The sequence below is a fragment of the Enterobacter cloacae complex sp. FDA-CDC-AR_0132 genome (genome assembly GCF_003010695.1).
Lineage (GTDB): Bacteria > Pseudomonadota > Gammaproteobacteria > Enterobacterales > Enterobacteriaceae > Enterobacter > Enterobacter ludwigii.
In genome coordinates this window covers 1113968-1139605 of sequence record NZ_CP027618.1, presented here as the reverse complement: position 1 = coordinate 1139605, position 25638 = coordinate 1113968, and the positions used below count along the sequence as shown (strand labels likewise).

Here is a 25638-nt window from a genome sequence, read left to right as displayed (position 1 = left end):
CTGCACAAATTTTCACCGCTGCAGATGATTTTTGCGCCTTGTCGCTGCTGCGTGTGGTTGGTAAAGTAAGCGGATTTTGTTTTCCGCCCCAGCTTTCAGGATTATCCCTTAGTATGTTGAAAAAATTTCGTGGCATGTTTTCCAATGACCTGTCCATTGACCTGGGTACCGCGAATACCCTTATTTACGTTAAAGGACAAGGCATCGTATTGAATGAGCCTTCCGTTGTGGCCATTCGTCAGGATCGTGCCGGCTCGCCGAAAAGCGTAGCCGCTGTGGGTCATGACGCGAAGCAGATGCTGGGACGTACCCCTGGCAACATCGCCGCAATCCGCCCAATGAAAGACGGCGTTATCGCTGACTTCTTCGTGACTGAAAAAATGCTTCAGCACTTCATCAAGCAGGTTCACAGCAACAGCTTCATGCGCCCAAGCCCGCGTGTTCTGGTGTGTGTGCCGGTTGGCGCCACCCAGGTTGAACGTCGCGCAATCCGTGAATCAGCCCAGGGTGCAGGCGCGCGTGAAGTGTTCCTGATTGAAGAGCCAATGGCGGCGGCAATCGGTGCGGGTCTGCCTGTTTCTGAAGCGACCGGTTCTATGGTGGTGGATATCGGTGGTGGTACCACTGAAGTGGCCGTTATCTCCCTGAATGGCGTGGTGTACTCCTCTTCCGTACGTATCGGTGGCGATCGTTTCGACGAAGCCATCATTAATTATGTGCGTCGTAACTACGGTTCCCTGATCGGCGAAGCGACCGCTGAGCGTATCAAGCATGAAATCGGTTCCGCTTACCCGGGCGATGAAGTGCGTGAAATCGAAGTTCGCGGCCGTAACCTGGCTGAAGGTGTTCCACGCGGCTTTACCCTGAACTCCAACGAAATTCTGGAAGCGCTGCAGGAACCTCTGACCGGTATCGTGAGCGCAGTGATGGTTGCCCTGGAACAGTGCCCACCAGAACTGGCGTCTGACATCTCCGAGCGCGGTATGGTTCTGACCGGTGGTGGTGCGCTGCTGCGTAACCTCGACCGCCTGTTAATGGAAGAGACAGGTATTCCTGTCGTAGTTGCAGAAGATCCACTGACTTGCGTCGCCCGTGGTGGTGGCAAGGCGCTGGAAATGATCGACATGCACGGCGGCGACTTGTTCAGCGAAGAGTAGTCATTGTGAAAGGGTAGCGTATCGCTACCCTTTCTCTCTGACACGAGAATACGCATAGCCTATGAAGCCAATTTTTAGCCGTGGCCCATCGCTACAGTTTCGCCTCATTCTGGCGGTCCTGGTTGCGCTTGGGGTCATTATTGCCGATAGCCGCCTCGGTACGTTCAGTCAGATCAGAACGTACATGGATACCGCCGTCAGTCCTTTCTACTTTATTTCAAATGGTCCCCGTGAGTTGCTCGACTCCGTTTCTCAAACGTTGTCTTCACGTGACCAACTCGAACTCGAAAACCGGGCATTACGTCAGGAACTGCTGTTGAAAAACAGCGAGCTGCTGATGCTGGGACAATATAAGCAGGAAAACGCGCGTCTGCGTGAGCTGCTTGGCTCGCCGCTGCGTCAGGATGAGCAGAAGATGGTGACGCAGGTGATCTCCACCGTCAACGATCCCTACAGCGATCAGGTTGTGATCGACAAAGGAAGCGTGAACGGTGTGTATGAAGGTCAGCCTGTTATCAGTGATAAAGGCGTTGTAGGCCAGGTTGTTGCTGTGGCCAAACTGACCAGCCGCGTTCTGCTGATCTGCGATGCCACGCATGCGTTGCCGATTCAGGTACTGCGTAATGACATTCGCGTCATCGCGGCCGGTAACGGGTGTACCGACGATCTCCAGCTGGAACATCTGCCGGCTAACACGGACATTCGTGTGGGCGACGTTCTGGTGACGTCGGGTCTGGGTGGACGTTTCCCTGAAGGGTATCCGGTTGCGGTTGTCTCTTCGGTGAAGCTTGATACGCAGCGTGCCTATACCGTGATTCAGGCGCGTCCAACCGCGGGTTTACAGCGTCTTCGCTACCTGCTGCTGCTGTGGGGCGCCGACCGCAATGGTGCTAACCCCATGACGCCTGAAGATGTTCATCGCGTCGCGAATGAACGCCTGATGCAAATGATGCCGCAGGTTCTGCCGGCACCGGATGCCATGGGACCCCCTGCGCCAGTACCGGCCCCTGCTACGGGGCTAACGCAGCCGCTGCCGGATGCACCGCCACCGCCTAAACTCTCCTCGGGAGGGCAGTAGTGGCAAGTTATCGTAGCCAGGGACGCTGGGTTATCTGGCTCTCATTTCTCATTGCGCTGTTACTGCAAATCATGCCCTGGCCGGACGACATTCTCGTTTTCCGGCCAAACTGGGTATTGCTCATTTTGCTCTACTGGATCCTTGCCCTGCCGCACCGCGTAAATGTCGGCACAGGTTTTGTGATGGGTGCCATACTGGATCTCATTAGTGGCTCTACGCTTGGCGTGCGCGCCTTGTCCATGAGTATTGTTGCGTACCTCGTCGCACTTAAATTCCAGCTCTTTCGTAACCTCGCGCTCTGGCAACAGGCGTTGGTGGTGATGTTGTTGTCGCTTGCTGCGGATATCGTTGTTTTCTGGGCAGAGTTTTTAGTGATCAACGTCTCTTTCCGACCGGAAGTGTTCTGGAGTAGTGTAGTAAACGGTGTGCTCTGGCCGTGGCTGTTCCTGCTGATGCGTAAGGTTCGCCAGCAGTTTGCTGTGCAATAAAAGGTTTCTATGACGTCTCTATATCTTGCTTCTGGTTCTCCGCGTCGTCAGGAGTTGCTCACTCAGCTGGGCGTCTCCTTTGAACGCATCGTTACGGGCATCGAAGAGAAACGCGCCGAAGGCGAAAGTGCCCAGCAGTACGTTTCTCGACTGGCGCGTGAGAAAGCGCAGGCAGGCGTGGCGCAAACGCCGCGTGACTTGCCGGTGCTGGGGGCAGATACCATCGTTATTCTTAACGGTGAAGTGCTCGAGAAACCGCACGACGCTGAACATGCGGCGCGCATGCTGCGCAAAATGTCTGGACAAACACATCAGGTAATGACCGCCGTCGCGCTGGCGGACAGCCAGCACGTGCTGGATTGCCTGGTGGTGACGGACGTGACATTCAGAGTGCTTACCGACGACGAGATCGCCGCTTATATCACCAGCGGTGAACCGATGGATAAGGCAGGTGCATACGGTATTCAGGGGCTGGGTGGCTGTTTTGTCAGGAAGATTAATGGCAGCTATCACGCCGTAGTCGGCTTACCGCTGGTGGAAACGTATGAGTTGCTGAGCAATTTTAACTCACTGCGTGAGGGAAGGGATAATTATGACGGCTGAATTGTTGGTAAACGTAACGCCATCGGAAACCCGTGTGGCCTATATTGATGGTGGCATTCTTCAGGAAATTCATATTGAGCGTGAAGCGCGGCGCGGAATAGTAGGCAATATCTACAAAGGTCGTGTCAGTCGTGTACTACCGGGTATGCAGGCGGCTTTTGTAGATATTGGACTGGATAAGGCGGCATTTTTACATGCCTCCGACATTATGCCGCATACCGAGTGCGTCGCGGGCGAAGAGCAAAAGCAGTTTGCCGTGCGCGATATCTCCGAACTGGTGCGTCAGGGCCAGGATCTGATGGTGCAGGTCGTCAAAGATCCGCTGGGCACGAAAGGCGCCCGTCTGACGACCGACATTACATTGCCTTCCCGCTATCTGGTCTTTATGCCTGGCGCGTCGCACGTGGGCGTTTCGCAGCGCATTGAGAGCGAAAGCGAGCGCGAGCGTCTTAAAAAAGTGGTCAGCGCTTACTGCGATGAACAGGGCGGGTTTATCATCCGTACCGCCGCAGAAGGGATCAGTGAAGACGATCTGGCGTCTGATGCGGCTTATCTCAAGCGCGTCTGGACCAAAGTCATGGAGCGTAAAAAACGCAACCAGACCCGCTACCAGCTTTACGGCGAACTGGCGCTGGCTCAGCGCGTCCTGCGTGATTTTGCCGATGCACAGCTCGACAGAATTCGCGTGGATTCCCGCCTGACCTATGAAGCGTTGCTGGAATTTACCGCCGAATACATTCCCGAAATGCCTGGTCTGCTGGAGCATTACACGGGGCGTCAGCCTATCTTCGATCTCTATGACGTCGAAAATGAGATCCAGCGAGCGCTGGAACGCAAGGTTGAACTGAAGTCCGGCGGCTATCTGATCATCGATCAGACCGAAGCGATGACGACGGTGGATATCAACACCGGCGCGTTTGTCGGTCATCGCAACCTGGATGACACCATCTTTAATACCAACATCGAAGCCACGCAGGCCATCGCCCGCCAGCTTCGCCTGCGCAATCTGGGTGGCATTATCATCATCGACTTTATCGATATGAGTAATGAAGACCATCGCCGTCGTGTGCTGCACTCGCTGGAGCAGGCGCTGAGTAAAGATCGCGTGAAAACCAGCATCAACGGCTTCTCACAGCTGGGGCTGGTGGAAATGACGCGTAAGCGTACCCGCGAAAGCGTGGAGCATGTGCTGTGCAATGAATGCCCAACCTGCCACGGACGTGGCACAGTAAAGACGGTTGAGACCGTCTGCTACGAGATCATGCGTGAAATCGTTCGCGTTCATCATGCCTACGACTCCGATCGTTTTCTGGTCTATGCTTCCCCTGCGGTGGCTGAAGCGCTGAAAGGCGAAGAGTCGCACGCGCTGGCGGAAGTGGAAATCTTTGTCGGCAAACAGGTAAAAGTTCAAATCGAACCGCTCTATAACCAGGAGCAGTTTGACGTCGTGATGATGTAAGACGCGGTACGCCGCGTGACCAAAGCTGACAAGGAGAGATGAGTGAGGCGATTGCCGGGGATTTTATTGCTTACAGGGGCAACGCTGGTCGTGATTGTCGCGTTGCTCGTGAGCGGGCTGCGCCTCGTTTTACCGCATCTGGACAGCTGGCGTCCGCAGCTGCTGGCAAAAATCGAATCCACCACCGGTGTCCCGGTGGACGTGAGCCAGATAAGCGCCAGCTGGCAGAATTTTGGTCCGACGCTTGATGTCCGGGATATCAATGCCAGCCTGAAAGATGGCGGCTATCTGAAAATCAAACGCGTCACCCTGGCGCTGGATGTCTGGCAAAGCCTGCTCCATTTTCGCTGGCAGTTCCGCGATCTCACCTTTTATCAGCTTCAGTTTCTGACCAATACCCCGCTGTCCGGCGGCGATAGCAATCAGAGCCTTGAAACCAACCGCTTCAGCGATCTCTTCCTGCGTCAGTTCGATCATTTCGATCTGCGCGACAGCGAAGTGAGCTTTATTACCCTCTCCGGGCAGCGCGCTGAACTGGCGATCCCACAGCTGACCTGGCTCAACGGCAAAGAACGCCATCGCGCGGAAGGACAGGTGAATCTCTCCAGCCTGAACGGCCAGCACGGCGTGATGCAGGTTCGTATGGATCTGCGCGACGACGACGGTTTGTTAAATAACGGCAAGGTATGGCTGCAGGCCGACGACGTGGATGTTAAGCCGTGGCTCGGCGACTGGTTACAGCAAAATATGCAGCTGGAAACCGCCCGTTTTAGCCTTGAAGGCTGGATGACCCTGACGAAAGGGGTATTTGCCAGCGGCGATATCTGGCTTAAGCAGGGGGGCGCAAGCTGGAAGGGCGAAAAACAGCAGCATCAACTTTCGGTCGATAACCTCACCGCGCACGTGACGAAAGAGAGAGAGGGCTGGCAGTTTGCCATTCCGGACACACGCATCACCATGGATAACAAACCCTGGCCGCGCGGTGCTCTGACGCTGGCCTGGATGCCGGAACAGGATGTCGGTGGGGCGACCAGCAAACGCAGTGACGAGCTGCGTATTCGCGCCAGCAACCTTGATCTGGCCGCAATAGAAGGTCTGCGCTCGATGGCCGCCAAGCTCTCTCCGGACCTGGGGGAGATCTGGCTGGCAACGCAGCCAAGCGGAAAGATAGATTCACTGGCGCTGGATATCCCGCTTCAGGCCACGGAAAAGACCCGTTTTCAGGCCGCATGGAAAGGTCTGGCCTGGAAGCAGTGGAAGATGTTACCGGGGGCGGAAAACTTCAGCGGTAAGCTGGAAGGGAGCGTTGAGAACGGCAGGTTAACGGTCGATATGCATGACGCCAGAATGCCTTACGAAACGGTCTTCCGTGCGCCGCTGGAAATTGAACAAGGCAATGCGGTGCTCAACTGGCTGCGTAACGATAAAGGCTTCCAGCTGGATGGGCGCCATATCGATGTGAAAGCCAAAGCGGTGCATGCGCGTGGCGATTTCCGCTATCTGCAGCCTGAAGGTGAAGAGCCATGGCTGGGTATTCTGGCCGGGATCAGCACTAACGACGGTTCTCAGGCCTGGCGCTACTTCCCCGAGAACCTGATGGGCAAAGCGCTGGTGGACTATCTGAGCGGCGCGATCCAGGGCGGCCAGGCGGATAATGCCACCCTGGTCTATGGCGGTAATCCGCATCTTTTCCCGTACAAGCACAATGAAGGTCAATTCCAGGTGCTGGTGCCGCTGCACAATGCCACCTTTGCCTTCCAGCCGGGCTGGCCTGCGCTGAAAAATCTCGACATTGAACTTAATTTTATCAATGACGGATTATGGATGAAGGCAGACAATGTGGCGCTGGGCGGCGTAACGGCCAGTAACCTGACGGCAAACATTCCGGATTACTCAAAAGAGAAGCTTTTGATCGATGCCGACATTAACGGCCCCGGGAAAGCGGTCGGCCCCTATTTTGAAGACACGCCGCTGAAAGAGTCACTGGCAGCCACCCTTCAGCAGCTGCAGCTGGATGGCGATGTGAGTGCTCGCTTACATCTTGATATCCCGCTCGACGGTGAAATGACCACCGCCAAAGGCGATGTCCGTCTCAATAACAACAGCCTGTATATTAAGCCGCTTGAAAGCACCCTGAAGAACCTCAGCGGGCAGTTTAGCTTTGAGAACGGTAATCTGAAGAGCGAGCCGCTCACGGCCAGCTGGTTTAATCAGCCTGTGAATATTGATTTCTCGACCACCGAGGGCGAGAAAGCTTATCAGGTAGCCGTCAACCTGGACGGCAACTGGCAGCCATCGCGCATGGATGTTCTGCCGAAGCCGATTGAGGAGTCCGTTAACGGTGCAGTCTCCTGGAATGGCAAGGTGGCAATTGAACTGCCTTATCACGCCGGTGCGCGCTATAAAGTTGATATCACCGGCGATCTGAAAAACATTCAGAGCCAGTTGCCTGCACCGCTGGATAAATCGTCCGGTCAACCGCTGCCAATAAAGGTTAACGTCGATGGCAATCTTAACAGCTTCGCGCTGACCGGCAGTGCGGGTGAGAAAAACCATTTCAACAGCCGCTGGCTGCTTAATCGTAAGCTCACGCTCGACAGAGCCATCTGGACGACGGACAGCCGCACCACGCCGCCGCTGCCCGATCACACCGGCATTGAGCTTAATCTGCCGCCAATGGACGGGGCCGAGTGGCTGGCCCTGTTCCAGAAGGGCGTCGGCCAAAACGTTGATGAGGCTGCCCAGTTCCCGCAGAGCATTACTGTTCGTACGCCGTCGCTGATGCTGGGTGGACAGCAGTGGAATAACCTGAGCATTGTTTCACAGCCGACGGCGAACGGGTCAAAAGTCGAAGCCCAGGGCCGCGAGATCAATGGCACGCTGACCATGCGCGACAACGCGCCGTGGCAGGCGGCGATTCGCTATCTTTACTACAACCCGGCCACCGCGAGCGGAAAAGATCATCCGTCAAATACGGCGCCGTTGAATAACCCAACCCGTATCGACTTCAGCGGCTGGCCCGATCTCCAGCTACGCTGTGCTGAGTGCTGGCTTTGGGGTCAAAAGTATGGCCGTATTGACGGCGATTTCGCCATTAAGGGGAATACGCTGAGCCTTGCGGGCGGACTTATCGACACCGGCTTTGGCCGTCTGAGGGCCGCCGGGGAGTGGGTTAATAACCCGGGCGAGCAGCGAACCTCTTTGAAGGGCGACATCAAGGGCAATAAACTGGATTCCGTGGCTAACTTCTTTGGCATCAGCACGCCGCTGCGGGGGTCATCATTTGACGTGAATTACGATCTCCACTGGCGTGCGGCACCGTGGACGCCGGATGAAGCCTCACTGAACGGCATTCTGAAAACCCGCTTTGGCAAGGGTGAGATTGCCGATGTGAGTACCGGGCATGCGGGCCAGATACTGCGTCTGTTGAGCTTTGATGCCCTGCTGCGTAAGCTGCGTTTCGACTTTAGCGATACCTTCAGCGAAGGTTTCTATTACGACTCCATCCGCAGTACGGCATGGATCAAAGACGGGGTGCTGCATACCGACGATACGCTGGTGGACGGCCTGGAAGCGGATATTGCGATGAAAGGCTCGGTCAACCTCGTGCGCCGCGAACTGGATATGGAAGCGGTGGTGGCACCTGAAATTTCTGCCACCGTCGGCGTGGCGGCGGCTTTTGTGGTGAACCCGATTGTCGGTGCGGCGGTGTTTGCCGCCAGTAAAGTGCTGGGGCCGCTGTGGAGCAAAGTCTCTATTCTGCGCTATCGCATCACCGGGCCGGTGGATAAACCGCAGATTAATGAAGTGCTGCGCCAGCCGCGCAAAGATGCACAGCAATGATTTGACGTGGGCAGGTAATTGCCTCACTCTCAATAAATACGATTTATATACCGCCACGGGCGGCAACGAACGAGTAGCAATACGATGAGTCTGAACCTGGTAAGTGAACATTTGCTCGCAGCGAACGGCCTGAGCCATCAGGACCTGTTCTCCATTCTTGGTCAACTGACCGAACGCCGTCTCGACTACGGCGATCTCTATTTCCAGTCGAGCTATCACGAATCCTGGGTTTTAGAAGACAGCATCATTAAAGATGGCTCTTATAACATTGACCAGGGTGTCGGTGTACGTGCCGTCAGCGGCGAGAAAACCGGTTTTGCTTATGCCGACCAGATTAGCCTGGCCGCACTAGAGCAGAGCGCGCTGGCTGCGCGGACTATCGTGCGCGAAACCGGTGACGGTCGCGTGAAGACGCTGGGTGAAGTGCAGCACTCTGCGCTCTATACCAGTATCGATCCCCTGCAGAGCATGAGCCGTGAAGAGAAACTGGATATCCTGCGTCGCGTGGATAAAGTCGCACGCGCTGCGGATAAACGCGTGCAGGAAGTTTCTGCCAGCCTGAGCGGTGTCTATGAACTGATCCTGGTCGCGGCGACAGACGGCACGCTGGCAGCGGATGTGCGTCCGCTGGTACGTCTTTCTGTCAGCGTGCAGGTTGAAGACGACGGTAAACGTGAGCGCGGTTCAAGCGGTGGCGGCGGTCGTTTTGGTTATGACTGGTTCCTGGGCGATGTTGACGGTGAAGCACGCGCTGACGCGTGGGCAAAAGAAGCCGTGCGCATGGCGCTGGTGAACCTGTCTGCCGTGGCGGCACCCGCCGGTACATTGCCGGTGGTACTTGGCGCAGGCTGGCCTGGTGTGCTGCTGCACGAAGCGGTGGGCCACGGTCTGGAAGGCGATTTTAACCGTCGCGGCACCTCCGTATTCAGCGGCCAGATGGGACAACGCGTCTCATCTGAACTCTGTACCGTGGTTGATGACGGCACGATGCAGGATCGCCGTGGCTCGATTTCAATCGACGATGAAGGTACGCCCGGGCAGTACAACGTGCTGATCGAAAATGGCGTACTGAAAGGCTACATGCAGGACAAACTCAACGCGCGTCTGATGGGCGTTGCGCCAACGGGCAACGGCCGTCGTGAATCCTACGCGCATCTGCCGATGCCGCGTATGACGAACACTTACATGTTGCCGGGTAAATCCACACCGCAGGAGATCATCGAGTCCGTTGATTACGGCATCTTCGCGCCAAACTTTGGTGGCGGTCAGGTAGATATCACCTCCGGTAAGTTCGTCTTCTCCACTTCAGAAGCGTATCTGATTGAGAAAGGCAAAGTGACCAAAGCGGTGAAGGGGGCGACCCTGATTGGCTCCGGTATTGAAGCCATGCAGCAGATCTCCATGGTCGGTAACGATCTGAAACTGGATAACGGCGTTGGTGTCTGCGGTAAAGAGGGCCAGAGCCTGCCGGTTGGCGTCGGTCAGCCAACGCTGAAAGTGGATAACCTGACGGTGGGCGGCACCGCCTGACCTGAACCAATCTGAAAAATGGCGCGACTGTAAAAGTCGCGCCATTTTTTTTAACGTGCGTTACCCAGCGGGATTTCCGGGTCGGGCTCGTGCGTGATGCGGTTACGTAGGTCACGACGAATTATTTCAATCGACCAGAACCAGATCAAATGCCCCACGATCTCTGAGACGTGTTCGTACCAGGGCAGTTCGAACAGCGGGGGTGTCAGCCCCATCAGCGGGAAGGAGATCATGTGAACAAAAAGCTGTGCTAACGCACCCGCCAGTAAACCTTGCCAGAGTTTAATTTTTGGGAAGACTTCAGCAACTACACAATACCCTACAGCAAAGACGATAGAGAAAATAATATGTGTTACGCCGACCGCGTTAAATATATGTCCGGCAAAGGTATAAACCGCGGCGTTAGGGTCAGCAATGCCCAGCCAGTCGCGTAAAAATACATAAGGAGGATTTAAAAAATTGCGGGAACAATCAATCTGACCTGCGGCTCTTATTAATTGCTCCGGTCCGCATGCGCTGGTGAATAAATCGGTAGGGCTTCGCGGCGGAAGCGGCACCTCTGCTCCCCATTTTACGAAGGCGGAGACAATCCCTGCAATCAAACCAATGAACGCGGCGAGTCCATAGCGCCTGCGTGAAGGCGGTGTTTGTTCAAATATATTCATTTCTTTTCCTTGTTTAACGTCATCCTGAGAAATACATTTTATTATTCATATCGGTAACAAATTAATAACAGCCTGACTGTCAGACTGTTTATAAGGTAAGGCGCAGATGGCGGCAGTGTCAATTCGCTATTCCTGGCAGGGGTGAAGGAATATTCCTGAATGACGGTCTGTATCATCCTGGAATATTCATCACAAATATACATTTCGGAAATTAAAGGTTATTCCTTTCGTCTTTCGCGCATTCCCTGAAACAACTCCGCCACGTCCACAAAATACTCGGTCAGATAGTTTATGCACACCTGAACCTTGAGCGGCAGTTTGTCTTTCTCGGTGTACAACGCGTACACCGGACGCGGATCGGACTGATAGCGCGGGAAGAGGATCTCCAGTACACCGCTGTTGATCTCGTTGATCACCCACATTAACGGCACATACGCGATCCCGGCGCCGGCCACCAGCCAGCGCGAGATGGTCATCGGATCGTTGGTGACGAACCGTCCTTCCGGCAGCAGTCTGGTGGAAATCCCTTCCGGGGCAATCAGCTCAAATTCATTGTCGGGGCGAACGCTGTACTCCAGCCAGGAGTGGTTGGTGAGATCGGCGGGTTTCTCCGGCACCCCGTACTGAGCCAGATAGCTTTTCGAGGCGCAGACCACCATTGGCATACTGCCCAGCCGCCGGGAGAAGAGGCTGGAGTCCTGCAATGCCCCCACGCGGATCACCACGTCCAGCCCGTCGGCAATCAAGTCCGGGGCGGGAATGCCCGTGACCAGATTGACGGTTAATCCCGGGTACTCTTTCAGCATGTCAGCGGTCATGGCGGCGAGAACATTTTGTGCCATAGTTGAAGAACAACCGATGCGCAGCGTACCGATAGGCGTGTTGTTGAAGGCGTAAAGTTGTTCGTGCACATCCTGCACTTCGAGCAGCATGCGGCGACAACCCTGATAGTAAATCTTACCCGCTTCCGTCAGCCCAATGCTGCGGGTGCTACGGTTGAGTAGCTTGACCTGCAGCTCATCTTCCAGTTTGGACACGGTCTGGCTGATGGAAGAGACGCTCATCTGAAGCTGACGTGCAGCGGCGGTAAAAGAGCCAAGTTCAACCACTTTGGCAAAGACCGACATCCGTTTTAGACGTTCCATTGTTAACTCTGACTTAAAAGTGATTTAGATCACATATTATAGATAACAGCATAACAGTTACGTTAATATATTATTAATTACATAACGGCTGCGCCATTCTCGCCCGGCGTTTCTTGCTCTCCTGCGGTGGCGTGCGCTAAAAAAGTCTGAAGCCTGCACTCTCTCTAATCAAGGTCAACATGAGTCTGTTTCCCGTTATCGTGGTGTTCGGTTTGTCGTTCCCACCGATATTTTTCGAGCTTCTTTTATCACTGGCGATTTTCTGGCTGGTGCGCAAGGTGCTGGTCCCCACCGGGATCTACGATTTTGTCTGGCATCCTGCATTGTTCAATACCGCGCTGTATTGCTGCCTGTTTTACCTGATATCGCGCATGTTTGTCTGAGGTTGATGTGAAAACGCTAACAAGAAAAATCTCCCGCACTGCCATCACCATGGCGCTCGTTATCCTCGCGTTCATCGCTATTTTCCGCGCCTGGGTCTATTACACTGAATCACCGTGGACGCGTGATGCGCGCTTTAGCGCCGATGTCGTGGCAATCGCCCCCGACGTGGCGGGTCTCATCACTGCGGTCAATGTCCACGATAACCAGCTGGTGAAAAAAGATCAGGTACTGTTCACCATCGACCAGCCGCGTTATCAGAAAGCGTTAGAAGAAGCCGAAGCGGATGTGGCCTATTATCAGGCGCTGGCTTCCGAGAAACGCCGTGAGGCAGGTCGCCGTAACCAACTGGGTGTTCAGGCGATGTCCCGCGAAGAGATTGACCAGTCCAATAACGTCCTGCAAACCGTGCTGCATCAGCTGGCCAAAGCGCAAGCGACACGCGATCTTGCCCGGCTCGATCTTGAGCGCACCGTGATCCGTGCACCAGCCGATGGCTGGATCACCAACCTGAATGTTTATGCCGGGGAGTTTATCACCCGCGGCTCAACCGCCGTGGCGCTGGTTAAACAGAACTCCTTCTACGTGCTCGCTTATATGGAAGAGACCAAACTGGAAGGCGTGCGTCCGGGGTTCCGGGCTGAAATTACGCCGCTTGGCAGCAATCGTGTGCTGAAAGGCACCGTCGACAGCGTAGCCGCGGGGGTCACTAACTCCAGCAGCTCTAACGATACTAAAGGGATGGCGACGGTGGATTCCAACCTGGAATGGGTACGTCTGGCCCAGCGTGTGCCGGTGCGTATCCACCTGGATGAACAGCAGGGCAATCTGTGGCCTGCCGGGACCACAGCGACGGTGGTGATCACCGGTGAAAAAGACCGTGACGCCAGCCAGGACTCCATCTTCCGTAAAATTGCCCATCGCCTGCGCGAGTTTGGTTAATCGTTATGGGTATCTTTTCCATCGCCAGCCAGCACATTCGCTTCGCCGTTAAGCTGGCGTGTGCCATTGTGCTGGCGCTGTTTGTCGGCTTCCACTTTCAGCTGGAAACCCCCCGCTGGGCCGTACTGACGGCAGCGATTGTCGCGGCAGGGCCTGCCTTTGCTGCGGGCGGGGAACCTTACTCCGGAGCGATCCGCTACCGTGGGATGCTGCGCATCATTGGGACATTTATCGGTTGTTTCGCCGCACTGACCATCATCATATTGATGATCCGCACGCCGCTGCTGATGCTGATGGTGTGCTGTATCTGGGCGGGCTTCTGCACCTGGCTCTCGTCACTGGTGAAGGTGGAGAACTCCTACGCCTGGGGGCTGGCCGGTTATACCGCGCTGATTATTATCATCACCATTCAAAGCGAACCGCTGCTTGCCCCACAGTTTGCCGTAGAGCGCTGCAGTGAGATTGTCATCGGTATTGTCAGTGCCATTGTCGCTGACCTGCTTTTCTCTCCTCGCTCCATTAAGCAGGAAGTGGATCGTGAACTGGATGCGCTGATTGTTGCCCAGTATCAGTTGATGCAGCTCTGTATTAAGCATGGTGACAGCGAAGAGGTAGATAAAGCCTGGAGCGCTCTGGTGCGCCGCACCACGGCGCTGGAAGGGATGCGCAGCAACCTGAACATGGAGTCTTCGCGCTGGGCCCGTGCCAACCGCCGCCTTAAAGCCATCAACACCGTCTCCTTAACGCTGATTACCCAGGCGTGTGAAACCTATCTGATCCAAAACACCCGCCCGGACGCGGTAACCGATACCTTCCGCGAGCTGTTTGCTGAGCCGGTGGAAACCGTGCAGGACGTACACAAACAGCTTAAACGCATGCGCCGGGTCATTGCCTGGACCGGGGATCGTGATACGCCAGTGACGATCTATACCTGGGTCGGGGCCGCGACGCGCTACCTGTTGCTGAAACGCGGTGTGATCAGTAACACCAAAATCAGCGCGGTAGAAGAAGAGGTGCTGCAGGGTGAAGTGGTGATCAAGGCAGAATCCGCCGAACGCCATCACGCAATGGTTAACTTCTGGCGTACAACGCTTGCCTGTATGCTCGGCACGCTGTTCTGGCTGTGGACCGGCTGGACCTCCGGCAGCGGCGCGATGGTGATGATCGCCGTCGTTACCGCGTTGGCGATGCGTCTTCCGAATCCGCGCATGGTGGCCATTGATTTCCTGTTCGGCACAATTGCTGCACTGCCGATTGGCGCGTTCTATTTTCTGGTGATCATTCCCTCGACCCAGCAGAGCATGTTACTGCTCTGTATTAGCCTTGCGGTGATGGCGTTCTTTATCGGAATCGAAGTACAAAAACGTCGGCTGGGTTCATTGGGTGCCCTGGCCAGTACGATTAACATCATTGTGCTGGATAACCCGATGACCTTCCATTTCAGCCAGTTCTTAGACAGCGCCTTAGGTCAGCTGGTGGGCTGTTTCCTGGCGATGATGGTCATTCTGCTGGTGCGGGATAACTCTCAGGCACGGACGGGCCGCGTGCTGTTGAATCAGTTTGTCTCGGCTGCCGTGTCGTCCATGACCACCAATACCGCGCGTCGCAAAGAGAACCACCTGCCGGCGCTCTATCAGCAGCTGTTTTTACTGCTGAACAAGTTCCCGGGTGACATCGCCAAGTTCCGTCTGGCCTTGACCATGATTATCGCGCACCAGCGTTTGCGTAATGCCCCCGTGCCCATCAATGACGATCTGTCGGCTTTCCACCGCCAGCTGCGTCGGACGGCCGACCACGTGCTTTCTGCCTCCAGCGATGACAAACGACGTCGTTACTTTAAGCAACTGCTTGAAGAGCTGGATATCTACCAGGAGAAGCTGAAAGTCTGGGAAGCACCGCCTCAGGTGACAGAGCCGGTAGGACGGCTGGTGTTTATGCTGCATCGCTATCAGAACGCCCTTACGGATAACTGACTGAAGTAAAAAAGCCGACGCCAAAAGCGTCGGTTTTTTTGTGGCTATACTTATTCCAGCATGCTCTTACATTCAGGAAGGGAGGACACATGACAACCCAGGCGCTTCAGGATAATCACCTTTTTCAGACCGGTTATCTGGTCAACGGCATATGGAAAACGCTGGATACGACGTTTGATGTGCTGAACCCGGCTACCGGTGAGGTTATCGCCAGAGTAGCCAAAGCCGGCAAAGCAGAAACCGAAGACGCCATTGCCGCGGCGGCCAAAGCTTTCCCTGCATGGCGCGCCAAAACCGCGAAAGAGCGTTCGGCAATTCTCTACCGCTGGTACGAACTGATCATTGAGAACAAAAGCTGGCTCGGGCGTTTAATGACCACCGAACAGGGCAAGCCCCTGAAAGAAGCGGAAGGCGAGGTGGAATACGCCGCGAGTTTTATCCAGTGGTTCGCCGAAGAGGCCAAGCGCGCGAACGGCGAAATTATTCCACCGATCAAACCGGGTTCCCGCATCCTGGCGACCCGCGAGCCCATCGGCGTGGTTGCGGCGATTACGCCATGGAACTTCCCGATGGCCATGCTCACCCGTAAATTAGGTCCGGCGCTGGCAGCAGGGTGTACCGGGGTAATCAAACCGGCAAATAACACACCTCTCAGCGCCTTCGCGCTGCTTACGCTGGCAAAACAGGCCGGCGTACCGGATGGGGTACTCAACGCCGTAGCCGGGAATACGCATGAGATCAGTGACGCGATTATGGCGAGCCATGAGGTGCGGAAAATCTCCTTTACCGGCTCGACTTCCGTCGGCAAAACACTGGTGCGTAACGCCGCAGAAACCATGAAGAAAGTGTCGATGGAGCTGGGAGGCAATGCGCCGTATATCGTCTTTGAAGATGCGGATATTGAGGCTGCCGTTAAAGGGGCTATCGCCAATAAATTCCGCAATGCCGGCCAGGTCTGCGTCAGCGTTAACCGTTTCTATATCCAGGAAACCGTCTACGACAAATTTGTGAATAAGCTTGCCGATGCGGTGAAGGCCCTGAAGGTCGGGAATGGTCTGGAAGAGGGCGTCATCGTGGGGCCGCTGATCGAATCCTCCGCCGTCGATAAGGTGCGTGAACACGTTGAAGATGCCGTGGCCCGGGGTGCGACCGTTGTGGCGGGCGGTAAACCCCATTCGCTTGGCGGCAATTTCTGGATGCCGACTGTCCTGGGCGATTGCCATGAAGGCATGAAACTGGCTGAAGAAGAGACGTTTGGCCCGGTTGCGGCCTGCTTCCGTTTTACCTCGGAAGATGAGGTTATCCAGCGTGCCAACAACACGCCATATGGCCTGGCGGCTTACTTCTATACCCAAAATCTGGCACGTGTCTTCCGCGTGTCGCAGGCCATCGAAAGCGGGATGATAGGAATTAACGAATGTGCCGTCTCCACAGAGCTGGGGCCGTTTGGTGGGGTAAAAGAGTCTGGCCTTGGGCGTGAAGGGTCCGTGCTCGGGCTGGAAGAGTATCTGGAAGTCAAAACCCTGCATATTGGGGGATTATAATAATCAGGGCGGCGCAGGCCGCTCGCCTGGACTGGGTGACTGGCAATGAAAACCTATACCTTTGATTTTGACGAGATCGACAGTCAGGATGACTTCTATCGTGAATTTATCCGGGTGTTTGATCTTGAACGGGAAAGCGTCACCAATCTGGACACGCTGTGGGACGTGGTGACCGGCAGCCTGCTGCCGTTACCGCTGGAAATTGAGTTTATCCATCTGCCTGAAAAGTTGCGCAGACGGTTTGGCGCACTCATTTTGCTGTTTGATGAAGCGGAAGAAGAGCTGGAAGGGCAGCTACGTTTCAACGCGCGCCATTGATCAAGCCATAAAAAAGCCCCTGACCAGAAGGCCAGGGGCAAGTCGTATGATGAGATACGACGAGGGTTTATTTATACAGTTGAGCCGTTGCATGCCAGTGGTCACCCTGGTTCAGCTCGGTGACGCGATAGCTGCTGGCGCCTGCTTTTTCAGCTTTAGCGGCCAGTGCCTGACGGATATCCATTGGAGAGCCGGTAACGGACGTCACAGACACACTCCCCATAGACTGCAGATTCTGCGCCTGGTCAGCATTCACTTGCTGTACGGCGGCACTTGCGCCGAAAGAGAGAACGGATGCCAGACCGAGGGTTGCGATGATGAATTTGGTTTTCATAGTTTTTGCTCCTGAATAGGGTTTTTGCTCAACGGCGAGAAGGGTTGAACTGCTATTTTTATGCCTGGTGCCGTTGAGTAGAGATTTTGGTCTTCAGTTATTACTAAAACTTATTTGTACAGCTCAGCGGTTGCGTGCCAGTGGTCACCTGAACGCGCTTCAATGATGCGATAAGATGACGCACCTTGTTCTTCCGCTTTTTTGTTCAGCATCTCATGCATGTCCATTGGAGACGTGCCGATTGCGCCGACGGAAACCGTACCGATTGCCTGGCGGGATTGTGCCTGCTCGGCATTGATAGCGTCAGCGGCGAAAGCACCGAATGACAGGACAGACAGGACGCTGAGCGCCGCTACAGTAGTTTTGATTTTCATGATTCTTTACCTCGTCGAATTTTTAGTGGGGTCTTTGTTTCGTGACCCTCATCACAAAATCAAGTATACACTAATAACGGTAAAAATTAATACCAGACTAATTGTTTCTGTTGTTATTACGTATTAACTAACCTGTTTTTTATAACCTAATGGCATAAAATTGTACGTTTATTGTTCAGTGGGGTGGCTGTATATCTAAGAAAATCATATGGATATCAGATTTTGATTTTTTGTGCGATTTTTTGATTTATCATTCACCAAATGAATGTTAATGGGCGGTAAAAAGCACTATTTGTTAAAGTAAAGGGCGGGATAAAACAGGGGTAAACGCGGCAGAAGCAGAATGATCCCCGCAGCAGGACGCCACGGGGAGGGTAATCAGAGTTCCTGCTCGAACAGGTCCAGAATCGCTTCGTAGAGATCTTTCACTGAGAAGCCATTGGCGGGGGTAGTGAAGATGGTATCGTCACCCGCAATCGTCCCAAGGATGCCTTTGGGCTTACCCAGCGAGTCCAGCATACGTGCAATCAACTGTGCAGCGCCCGGGCTGGTATGGATCACGACAACGGCATCGTTGTAATCGATATCGAGAACCAGATTCTTCAACGGGCTGGAGGTGGTTGGCACGCCAAGTTCTGCAGGCAGGCAGTAGACCATCTCCATTTTGGCGTTACGCGTACGTACCGCACCAAATTTGGTTAACATGCGGGAGACTTTCGACTGGTTGATGTTATCGAAGCCTTGTTCCTGTAAAGCCTGAACAATTTCTCCCTGAGAACTGAATATCTCTTCTTTGAGTAGCGCTTTAAACGCCTTCACTAAATCTTCTTGCTTAGACGAGCTTCGCATAAGTCACCCGGAATATGACGAAAGAAACAACATTATTATGCACGTGGATGAATTTTTATGCAAATTATCTGCCAGCGGTTAGGCTGAAATAATGTTATGAAAGGGAGTGATTTTATCAGATTTCGTTATCAGAAAACATGCCTGGGTCACGGCAAGCAAATAAGCTTAAAAGTAAATTAAATGTTATCAAAATGATGTTGTTTTGGTGGCGTGGCAGGGTGTATTGTAACCCCCTCTTAATTCGTTGTCGTCTGTCGTCAGATAGCCTTCTGGTGAGAGATAAAGTCGCGCGACCTCAAATTATTTAGTGACGAAAATTGTAATTAATTACCTGCTGAATTATGGTCGCCGCAACGGAGTTACAGATACTTAAGTTAACCATAATAAGGAGTTTAGGATGAAAGTCGCAGTCCTCGGCGCTGCTGGTGGTATCGGCCAGGCGCTTGCCCTACTACTGAAAACCCAACTGCCTTCAGGCTCAGAACTCTCCCTGTACGATATTGCTCCGGTAACCCCAGGTGTGGCGGTTGACCTGAGCCACATCCCGACAGCTGTGAAAATCAAAGGCTTCTCCGGTGAAGATGCTCGTCCTGCCCTGCAGGGCGCGGACGTGGTGCTGATCTCCGCTGGCGTGGCGCGTAAGCCAGGCATGGATCGTTCAGACCTGTTCAACGTCAACGCGGGTATTGTGAAAAACCTGGTGCAGCAGATTGCTGAAACCTGCCCGAAAGCGTGCATTGGTATCATCACTAACCCGGTGAACACCACGGTCGCTATCGCGGCAGAAGTGCTGAAAAAAGCCGGTGTTTACGATAAGAACAAACTGTTCGGCGTGACCACGCTGGACATCATCCGTTCCAACACCTTCGTGGCTGAACTGAAAGGTAAACAGCCTTCAGAAGTTGAAGTGCCGGTTATCGGCGGTCACTCTGGTGTCACCATTCTGCCTCTGCTGTCGCAGATCCCTGGTGTTAGCTTCACCGAGCAGGAAGTGGCTGACCTGACCAAACGCATCCAGAACGCGGGCACCGAAGTGGTGGAAGCGAAGGCGGGTGGCGGTTCTGCAACCCTGTCTATGGGCCAGGCGGCGGCACGTTTTGGTCTGTCACTGGTTCGTGCACTGCAGGGCGAGAAAGGCGTTGTTGAATGCGCGTATGTTGAAGGCGACGGCGAACACGCTCGTTTCTTCTCTCAGCCGTTGCTGCTGGGTAAAAACGGTATCGAAGAACATCAGCCGATTGGCAAGCTGAGCGCGTTTGAAAAGAACGCGATGGAAGGCATGCTGGATACGCTGAAGAAAGATATCACTCTGGGCGAAGAGTTCGTTAACAAGTAAAACGGATATCCCCACAGGCCGGGTAAGCCGTCATGCCGCCCGGCAAAAAAAACGGAGCAATGCGCTCCGTTTTTTTATGCCTGTCAGTTGGTGGCCGGGTATTCCTGAATCGTCACCTGCAGCGTCAGCTTCTTATCGTTACGCATGACTTCAACCGGGATGATAGAGCCAGGACGGATCTCCGCAACCTGATCCATGGTCTCCAGCGCCGATACCGCTGGTGTGCCGTTGACCGACACGATGACATCATTAACCTGAATTCCCGCGTTAGCCGCCGGGCCGCCAGGCGACACTTCGTTGACCACGATGCCCTGAATCTGATCGATACCGCCGCCCTGCGAATGCATAGGCGCAATTTCACGACCGCCAATACCAATATAACCGCGGATCACACGGCCATCGCGGATCAGCTTATCCATGATCTTGGTCGCCAGCTGGAATGGAATGGCGAACCCAATCCCTTCCGGCGTCTCACCGTCATTGCTCTTATCGAACGAGAGGGTATTGATACCCATCAGTTCGCCCAGCGAGTTGACCAGCGCACCGCCGGAGTTACCGTGGTTGATGGACGCATCGGTTTGCAGGAAGTTCTGCCGTCCCGACGGGTTGAGGCCAATGCGACCGGTGGCGCTGATAATCCCCTGCGTGATCGTCTGGCCCAGGTTATAAGGGTTACCGATAGCCAGCACGACGTCGCCAATATGAGGGGTTCGTTTACGGTTGATAGGAATAACCGGTAAACCGCCCGTGGCGTTGATCTTCAAAACAGCCAGGTCAGTCAGGCTATCCGAGCCCACCAGCAGGGCCTCAAACACGCGGCCATCCTGCAGGGCAACGATGATCTGGTCGGCATCGTTAATCACGTGTTTGTTGGTAATGATGTAGCCGCGCTCGTCCATAATTACCCCGGAGCCGAGAGTGCGGATCTCCAGCTGGTTATGGGCTGAGCTATTGAGGCCACGGTTATAAACGTTAACCACGGCAGGCGCGGCACGGCGAACGGCCTGGTTGTAGGTCGCAGGCGTTTCATCCGCACTGTCGAACTGAGGCGCCGACAGCTTATTGAACTGGCGTAAAGACGGCATGACGACCAGCAGCAGGCCGGCAACAATCAAACCGATGACAATTGAACGAAAGAGCTTTAAAAGCATGATGCGCGTGTCGTTAATAAAGGAACGATTTGCAGCATAACATGAGTTATCCGGACATCACACGCAGCGGTGATGTCCGGAATCGCAAATGCTTAGCGCAACAGAATATAGATAGACTCGTTGCCGCGCATAACCTGCAGGGCAATGACCGCCGGTTTGCTTTCCAGCACCTTGCGCAGTTCTGCGATGGATTGCACGCGATTGCGGTTCACGCCGATGATCACATCATCCTGATGCAGTCCGGCCTGCGCGGCAGGGCTGCTCTTCTCGACGGTATCGACACTAATCCCTTTCGTCCCGTCTTTCAGCTGTCCATCGCTCAGCGTTGCCCCTTGCAGCGCCGGGGCGATAAGCTCCGCGCTGGCAGAGGATGAGGTGCTCTTATCAAGCGTCACTTCGACATCCAGCGGCTTACCATCACGAATCAGGCCTAACTTCACTTTGGCACCCGGTTCGGTGGTGGCAATACGCGAGCGCAGTTCCGCAAAGCTGCTCAGCGGTTTATCGTTCAGGCTGACAATCACATCGCCCGACTTCACGCCAGCTTTTGCCGAGCCGGAGTTTGGCAGCACTTCACTGACAAACGCACCGCGCTGCACATTGATGTTGAACGCTTTCGCGATGTCAGCGCTCATCTCCATCCCTTTGATGCCCAACAGCCCGCGTTTGACCTCACCGAACTGAATGAGCTGCTGCGCCAGCGTTTTGGCCATATTGCTGGGGATAGCAAAACCGATGCCGATACTGCCGCCGCCCGGCGCCAGGATAGCGGTGTTAATCCCAATCAGCTCGCCGTTGAGATTGAGCAATGCCCCTCCGGAGTTCCCGCGGTTAATTGAGGCGTCGGTCTGGATAAAGTTTTCCAGGCCTTCCAGATTCAGACCGCTGCGACCCAGCGCCGAGATTATCCCGGAGGTAGCGGTTTGCCCTAAACCAAACGGATTCCCCACGGCGACGGCAAAATCACCAACACGCAGTTTATCGGAGTCCGCAATGGCAATTTGAGTCAGATTGCTCGGGTTTTGCACCTGCAGCAGTGCGATGTCGCTCTGGTCATCGCCGCCAATCAGTTTGGCCTCAAACTCACGCCCATCGTTGAGCTGTACGCTGATTTTATCTGCCTGACTGATAACATGATTGTTGGTCAGAATATAACCTTTGGCCGCATCAATAATGACGCCAGAACCCAGACCTTCAAAAGGCTGCGCCTGCTGGTCGGGCGACTCATCGCCAAAATATTTTTTCAGTTCTTCAGGTACGCGTTGATTTTGTAATGCCGTGCCTTCTACCTTCACGCTCACTACCGCAGGCAGAACTTTTTCCAGCATTGGCGCAAGGCTTGGAATTGCCGCCTGGCCGGGTACCTGGGAAGGCAGGGCGGCAGATGCAGGGAAGGACGCCGAGAGAGATAACCCGACACTTAACGCTATAGCGCTCAACAGCTGGTTTTTTTTCTTCATCGATGCTGACTCTCGTAACCTGGAATAAAGGAAAAACGGCCCTAAAACACGTTGATGTTATTGAATTTTAAACCGCTGAACAATGAAGTGCTTAATCAATAATAGCTGGGGTCATGAAGAAAGGACGGGCGCAGTTGCAGCGCCCGTAAAATAAATTCAGGTTGTGCGATTAATCGCGTTTTGCACCGCCGCGCAGCAGGCCAGACGCGCCATCGGAATAGTCGCGTGGCATCTGAACAGGGGCCTGATCGTTACCGGCTTCAGAGTCGGCCAGACGGTTACGGAATGGATTGGATTCCGCGGTCATTTCTGGCAGCAGGCTGCTGGAGCTTTTTGCCATATGTTGATAGAGCTGACGATAGTCGGTCGCCATGTTGTCCAGCAGCTCGGCGCTACGGGCAAAGTGGCTGACCAGCTCTTCACGATACTCTTCCAGTTCGGCTTTGTTCTTTTCCAGTTCGTACTGCAGTGACTGCTGCTGACGCAATTTGCGATTACCGAAACGCATGGCCACAGCACCAATGACGATGCCGACGACTAAACCGATTAGCGCATATTCCCAGGTCATGAACTTCTCCCGTTGTCTTGTTGTTCCGTAGGGTGTTGGCTCGGCTCCTGCCTGTGCCTGATATTGCCACTATAACCGCTATTTCCGCAGAAGTGGAATCCTGACGTATCATCGCGTAGTGTAGAACGGCCTTTTTTTCATCAGTCACGTCTGCTGGTGAGTATTATTTGAAGGAATAACAATACGTTTATGCAAAACCTGTCCCCTGCATCGCGATACCAACTTGCCCTAAATGAGGGTACACATCAGCCGGATGACGTTCAGCGTGAAGCGGTGAATCGTCTGGATACGATTTATCAGGAGCTCACGGCAAAACCTGCAGAGGGTGAACAGACCGGTGGGTTGAAGGCGGCTCTGGGGCGGTTGCTCGGAAAAAAAGAGCCACAGACTCATGCGCCGGTGCGCGGTTTGTATATGTGGGGCGGCGTCGGGCGCGGGAAAACCTGGCTGATGGACCTCTTTTATCTGAGCCTGCCGGGTACCCGTAAGCAGCGTCTGCATTTCCACCGCTTTATGCTGCGGGTTCATGAAGAGCTGACGGCACTGCAGGGCAAAAGCGATCCGCTGGAGATTGTGGCCGACAGGTTCAAGGCGGAAACGGACATACTCTGTTTTGACGAGTTTTTTGTCTCCGATATTACCGACGCCATGCTGCTGGGTGGCCTGATGAAAGCGCTGTTCGCGCGCGGGATAACGCTGGTGGCGACCTCGAATATCCCGCCGGATGAGCTTTACCGCAATGGCCTGCAGCGCGCGCGTTTCCTGCCCGCTATTGATGCCATCAAACAGCACTGCGACATCATGAATGTTGATGCCGGGGTGGATTACCGCCTGCGTACCTTAACTCAGGCGCATCTGTGGCTCTCTCCCTTAAACGATGAGACCACGCAGCAGATGGATAAACTGTGGCTGGCGCTGGCGGGGGCAAAACGGGCTCATGCCCCTGAGCTCGAGATTAACCATCGCCCGCTGCAAACCCTGGGTGTCGAAAATCAAACCCTGGCCGTCTCCTTTGCAACGCTCTGTGTGGATGCCCGCAGCCAGCATGACTACATCGCGCTCTCGCGTTTGTTCCATACCGTGATGCTGCTCAACGTGCCGGTCATGACGCCGCTGATGGAAAGCGAAGCGCGCCGCTTCATTGCGCTGGTCGATGAGTTCTATGAGCGTCACGTGAAGCTTGTGGTCAGCGCCGAGGTACCTTTATATGAGGTGTATAAAGGCGAGCGGCTGAAGTTTGAGTTCCAGCGCTGTCTGTCGCGCCTGCAGGAGATGCAAAGCGAGGAGTATCTTAAGCTTCAGCATATGCCATAAATGCGACCTTCTCCCTGTGGAAGAGGGGCTGGGGGTGAGGGCGGCAGACCGCAAAAACCTTACCCCCGAAAAACCCGCCTCGAATCACATTTAAGGGTCGATCTTTGACCTCAACTTCTCTATAATCTTGCGACCCCACGTTACGAGAAGGTTTTTTTCCCGAAACTTTCTATGTGTCGGCATTAGCTATTCGAAGGGGTAGGTTTGCCGGACTTTGTCGTGTGAACCTCAACTGACTAAACGTTTGGGTGTTCACCAACGTGTAACTTATTATTTGGGTAAGCTTTTAATGAAAACTTTTACAGCTAAACCAGAAACCGTTCAGCGCGACTGGTATGTTGTTGACGCGACCGGTAAAACTCTGGGCCGTCTGGCTACTGAACTGGCTCGTCGCCTGCGCGGTAAGCATAAAGCGGAATACACTCCGCACGTTGATACGGGTGATTACATCATCGTTCTGAACGCAGATAAAGTTGCTGTAACCGGCAACAAGCGTACAGACAAAATGTACTACCATCACACTGGCCACATCGGTGGTATCAAAGAAGCGACCTTTGAAGAGATGATTGCTCGCCGTCCTGAGCGTGTGATTGAAATCGCGGTTAAAGGCATGCTGCCAAAAGGCCCGCTGGGTCGTGCTATGTTCCGTAAACTGAAAGTTTACGCAGGTAACGAGCACAACCACGCGGCACAGCAACCGCAAGTTCTTGACATCTAATCGGGATTATAGGCAATGGCTGAAAATCAATACTACGGCACTGGTCGCCGCAAAAGTTCCGCAGCTCGCGTGTTCATCAAACCGGGCAGTGGTAAAATCGTAATCAACCAACGTTCTCTGGAACAGTACTTCGGTCGTGAAACTGCCCGCATGGTAGTTCGCCAGCCGCTGGAACTGGTTGATATGGTAGAAAAACTGGATCTGTACATCACCGTTAAAGGTGGTGGTATCTCCGGTCAGGCAGGTGCGATCCGTCACGGTATCACCCGCGCTCTGATGGAGTACGACGAATCCCTGCGTTCTGAACTGCGTAAAGCTGGCTTCGTTACTCGTGACGCTCGTCAGGTTGAACGTAAGAAAGTGGGTCTGCGTAAAGCACGTCGTCGTCCACAGTTCTCCAAACGTTAA

At 54.3% G+C, this 25638-nt stretch carries 24 protein-coding genes; 16 read left to right on the top strand and 8 right to left on the bottom strand.

The features are described 5' to 3' along the window. Positions 1-113: 113 nt before the first annotated feature. The 7 genes from mreB (at position 114) to tldD (ending at position 10158) form a co-directional block, all read left to right on the top strand. Positions 114-1157: a rod shape-determining protein MreB gene (gene mreB / locus AM379_RS05500; protein WP_000913396.1), complete on the top strand. Its 1044-nt coding sequence runs from the start codon at positions 114-116 to the stop codon at positions 1155-1157. Between the two features lie 61 nt (positions 1158-1218). Further along, a complete protein-coding gene (gene mreC / locus AM379_RS05495) occupies positions 1219-2235 on the top strand; it encodes a rod shape-determining protein MreC (RefSeq protein WP_014171860.1) in 1017 nt (338 codons plus the stop codon). Then, positions 2235-2723 carry a rod shape-determining protein MreD gene (gene mreD / locus AM379_RS05490; RefSeq protein WP_032679070.1) on the top strand — a complete coding sequence of 163 codons (489 nt, stop codon included), beginning with the start codon at positions 2235-2237 and terminating at the stop codon, positions 2721-2723. The genes mreC and mreD overlap by 1 nt, the downstream gene beginning before the upstream one ends. A 9-nt stretch (positions 2724-2732) precedes the next feature. Next, the gene (locus tag AM379_RS05485; protein WP_014171859.1) at positions 2733-3326 is read left to right on the top strand and encodes a Maf family protein; all 594 of its coding nucleotides are present in this window, start codon (positions 2733-2735) and stop codon (positions 3324-3326) included. Next, positions 3316-4785 carry a ribonuclease G gene (gene rng, locus AM379_RS05480; protein WP_014885432.1) on the top strand — a complete coding sequence of 490 codons (1470 nt, stop codon included), beginning with the start codon at positions 3316-3318 and terminating at the stop codon, positions 4783-4785. Before AM379_RS05485 ends, rng begins: the two co-directional genes overlap by 11 nt. A 42-nt stretch (positions 4786-4827) precedes the next feature. Beyond that, complete coding sequence (yhdP, locus tag AM379_RS05475) at positions 4828-8628, top strand: AsmA2 domain-containing protein YhdP (protein WP_032679069.1); 3801 nt, start codon at positions 4828-4830, stop codon at positions 8626-8628. 84 nt (positions 8629-8712) lie between these two features. Further along, positions 8713-10158 carry a metalloprotease TldD gene (gene tldD, locus AM379_RS05470; protein ID WP_014171856.1) on the top strand — a complete coding sequence of 482 codons (1446 nt, stop codon included), beginning with the start codon at positions 8713-8715 and terminating at the stop codon, positions 10156-10158. A 50-nt stretch (positions 10159-10208) separates the two neighbouring features. On the opposite strand, the gene AM379_RS05465 is transcribed toward tldD, so the two are convergent. Both AM379_RS05465 and aaeR read right to left on the bottom strand, forming a co-directional pair. After that, on the bottom strand, positions 10209-10823 hold the full coding sequence (locus tag AM379_RS05465; protein WP_020883508.1) for a YagU family protein: 615 nt from the start codon (positions 10821-10823) through the stop codon (positions 10209-10211). Between the two features lie 218 nt (positions 10824-11041). After that, complete coding sequence (aaeR, locus tag AM379_RS05460) at positions 11042-11968, bottom strand: HTH-type transcriptional activator AaeR (protein ID WP_014171854.1); 927 nt, start codon at positions 11966-11968, stop codon at positions 11042-11044. A 179-nt stretch (positions 11969-12147) separates the two neighbouring features. On the opposite strand from aaeR, the gene aaeX reads away from it, so the two are divergent. From aaeX to AM379_RS05435, 5 genes are all read left to right on the top strand, one after another. Further along, complete coding sequence (gene aaeX, locus AM379_RS05455) at positions 12148-12351, top strand: p-hydroxybenzoic acid efflux pump operon protein AaeX (RefSeq protein ID WP_003860416.1); 204 nt, start codon at positions 12148-12150, stop codon at positions 12349-12351. Between the two features lie 7 nt (positions 12352-12358). Beyond that, positions 12359-13291: a p-hydroxybenzoic acid efflux pump subunit AaeA gene (gene aaeA, locus AM379_RS05450; protein ID WP_020883509.1), complete on the top strand. Its 933-nt coding sequence runs from the start codon at positions 12359-12361 to the stop codon at positions 13289-13291. Positions 13292-13296: 5 nt separating this feature from the next. Further along, positions 13297-15264, top strand: a complete 1968-nt coding sequence (aaeB, locus tag AM379_RS05445; protein ID WP_014171852.1) for a p-hydroxybenzoic acid efflux pump subunit AaeB — start codon at positions 13297-13299, stop codon at positions 15262-15264. Between the two features lie 89 nt (positions 15265-15353). After that, positions 15354-16808 carry an NAD-dependent succinate-semialdehyde dehydrogenase gene (locus tag AM379_RS05440; protein ID WP_032679068.1) on the top strand — a complete coding sequence of 485 codons (1455 nt, stop codon included), beginning with the start codon at positions 15354-15356 and terminating at the stop codon, positions 16806-16808. Between the two features lie 45 nt (positions 16809-16853). Continuing rightward, entirely contained in the window at positions 16854-17126 is a 273-nt protein-coding gene (locus AM379_RS05435) for a barstar family protein (protein WP_014171850.1), read from the top strand. Positions 17127-17193: 67 nt separating this feature from the next. Here AM379_RS05435 and yhcN (AM379_RS05430) read toward each other — a convergent pair whose 3' ends face one another. The 3 genes from yhcN (AM379_RS05430) to argR all read right to left on the bottom strand — a co-directional run bounded on the left by yhcN (AM379_RS05430) (position 17194) and on the right by argR (position 18683). Next, complete coding sequence (gene yhcN, locus AM379_RS05430) at positions 17194-17460, bottom strand: peroxide/acid stress response protein YhcN (RefSeq protein ID WP_014171849.1); 267 nt, start codon at positions 17458-17460, stop codon at positions 17194-17196. A 110-nt stretch (positions 17461-17570) separates the two neighbouring features. Beyond that, on the bottom strand, positions 17571-17834 hold the full coding sequence (gene yhcN, locus AM379_RS05425) for a peroxide/acid stress response protein YhcN (protein ID WP_014171848.1): 264 nt from the start codon (positions 17832-17834) through the stop codon (positions 17571-17573). A gap of 378 nt (positions 17835-18212) precedes the next feature. After that, the gene (argR, locus tag AM379_RS05420; RefSeq protein WP_014171847.1) at positions 18213-18683 is read right to left on the bottom strand and encodes a transcriptional regulator ArgR; all 471 of its coding nucleotides are present in this window, start codon (positions 18681-18683) and stop codon (positions 18213-18215) included. A gap of 397 nt (positions 18684-19080) precedes the next feature. Between argR and mdh the strand changes: the two genes are divergently transcribed. Further along, entirely contained in the window at positions 19081-20019 is a 939-nt protein-coding gene (mdh, locus tag AM379_RS05415; protein WP_032679066.1) for a malate dehydrogenase, read from the top strand. A gap of 83 nt (positions 20020-20102) precedes the next feature. Here the strand turns inward: mdh and degS are convergent, their stop codons facing one another. From degS to zapG, 3 genes are all read right to left on the bottom strand, one after another. Continuing rightward, positions 20103-21170 (bottom strand): outer membrane-stress sensor serine endopeptidase DegS, encoded by a 1068-nt coding sequence (gene degS / locus AM379_RS05410; protein ID WP_020883511.1) that lies wholly within the window; start codon positions 21168-21170, stop codon positions 20103-20105. 92 nt (positions 21171-21262) lie between these two features. Next, entirely contained in the window at positions 21263-22630 is a 1368-nt protein-coding gene (gene degQ / locus AM379_RS05405; protein WP_106503528.1) for a serine endoprotease DegQ, read from the bottom strand. A 169-nt stretch (positions 22631-22799) separates the two neighbouring features. After that, complete coding sequence (gene zapG, locus AM379_RS05400; protein ID WP_014171843.1) at positions 22800-23198, bottom strand: Z-ring associated protein ZapG; 399 nt, start codon at positions 23196-23198, stop codon at positions 22800-22802. A 189-nt stretch (positions 23199-23387) separates the two neighbouring features. On the opposite strand from zapG, the gene zapE reads away from it, so the two are divergent. The 3 genes from zapE (at position 23388) to rpsI (ending at position 25638) form a co-directional block, all read left to right on the top strand. Next, entirely contained in the window at positions 23388-24512 is a 1125-nt protein-coding gene (zapE, locus tag AM379_RS05395; RefSeq protein ID WP_106503527.1) for a cell division protein ZapE, read from the top strand. Between the two features lie 289 nt (positions 24513-24801). After that, entirely contained in the window at positions 24802-25230 is a 429-nt protein-coding gene (gene rplM, locus AM379_RS05390; RefSeq protein ID WP_003860434.1) for a 50S ribosomal protein L13, read from the top strand. Positions 25231-25245: 15 nt separating this feature from the next. Continuing rightward, the gene (gene rpsI / locus AM379_RS05385; RefSeq protein WP_003860436.1) at positions 25246-25638 is read left to right on the top strand and encodes a 30S ribosomal protein S9; all 393 of its coding nucleotides are present in this window, start codon (positions 25246-25248) and stop codon (positions 25636-25638) included.

What these genes read in the sequence shown, in the direction of transcription:
- mreB (WP_000913396.1), top strand. Translation starts at nt 114, where the DNA reads ATGTTGAAAAAATTTCGTGGCATGTTTTCCAATGACCTGTCCATTGAC.
- mreC (WP_014171860.1), top strand. Translation starts at nt 1,219, where the DNA reads ATGAAGCCAATTTTTAGCCGTGGCCCATCGCTACAGTTTCGCCTCATT.
- AM379_RS05485 (WP_014171859.1), top strand. Translation starts at nt 2,733, where the DNA reads ATGACGTCTCTATATCTTGCTTCTGGTTCTCCGCGTCGTCAGGAGTTG.
- rng (WP_014885432.1), top strand. Translation starts at nt 3,316, where the DNA reads ATGACGGCTGAATTGTTGGTAAACGTAACGCCATCGGAAACCCGTGTG.
- tldD (WP_014171856.1), top strand. Translation starts at nt 8,713, where the DNA reads ATGAGTCTGAACCTGGTAAGTGAACATTTGCTCGCAGCGAACGGCCTG.
- AM379_RS05465 (WP_020883508.1), bottom strand. Translation starts at nt 10,823, where the DNA reads ATGAATATATTTGAACAAACACCGCCTTCACGCAGGCGCTATGGACTC.
- aaeR (WP_014171854.1), bottom strand. Translation starts at nt 11,968, where the DNA reads ATGGAACGTCTAAAACGGATGTCGGTCTTTGCCAAAGTGGTTGAACTT.
- aaeX (WP_003860416.1), top strand. Translation starts at nt 12,148, where the DNA reads ATGAGTCTGTTTCCCGTTATCGTGGTGTTCGGTTTGTCGTTCCCACCG.
- aaeB (WP_014171852.1), top strand. Translation starts at nt 13,297, where the DNA reads ATGGGTATCTTTTCCATCGCCAGCCAGCACATTCGCTTCGCCGTTAAG.
- AM379_RS05440 (WP_032679068.1), top strand. Translation starts at nt 15,354, where the DNA reads ATGACAACCCAGGCGCTTCAGGATAATCACCTTTTTCAGACCGGTTAT.
- AM379_RS05435 (WP_014171850.1), top strand. Translation starts at nt 16,854, where the DNA reads ATGAAAACCTATACCTTTGATTTTGACGAGATCGACAGTCAGGATGAC.
- yhcN (WP_014171849.1), bottom strand. Translation starts at nt 17,460, where the DNA reads ATGAAAACCAAATTCATCATCGCAACCCTCGGTCTGGCATCCGTTCTC.
- yhcN (WP_014171848.1), bottom strand. Translation starts at nt 17,834, where the DNA reads ATGAAAATCAAAACTACTGTAGCGGCGCTCAGCGTCCTGTCTGTCCTG.
- argR (WP_014171847.1), bottom strand. Translation starts at nt 18,683, where the DNA reads ATGCGAAGCTCGTCTAAGCAAGAAGATTTAGTGAAGGCGTTTAAAGCG.
- mdh (WP_032679066.1), top strand. Translation starts at nt 19,081, where the DNA reads ATGAAAGTCGCAGTCCTCGGCGCTGCTGGTGGTATCGGCCAGGCGCTT.
- degS (WP_020883511.1), bottom strand. Translation starts at nt 21,170, where the DNA reads ATGCTTTTAAAGCTCTTTCGTTCAATTGTCATCGGTTTGATTGTTGCC.
- degQ (WP_106503528.1), bottom strand. Translation starts at nt 22,630, where the DNA reads ATGAAGAAAAAAAACCAGCTGTTGAGCGCTATAGCGTTAAGTGTCGGG.
- zapG (WP_014171843.1), bottom strand. Translation starts at nt 23,198, where the DNA reads ATGACCTGGGAATATGCGCTAATCGGTTTAGTCGTCGGCATCGTCATT.
- zapE (WP_106503527.1), top strand. Translation starts at nt 23,388, where the DNA reads ATGCAAAACCTGTCCCCTGCATCGCGATACCAACTTGCCCTAAATGAG.
- rplM (WP_003860434.1), top strand. Translation starts at nt 24,802, where the DNA reads ATGAAAACTTTTACAGCTAAACCAGAAACCGTTCAGCGCGACTGGTAT.
- rpsI (WP_003860436.1), top strand. Translation starts at nt 25,246, where the DNA reads ATGGCTGAAAATCAATACTACGGCACTGGTCGCCGCAAAAGTTCCGCA.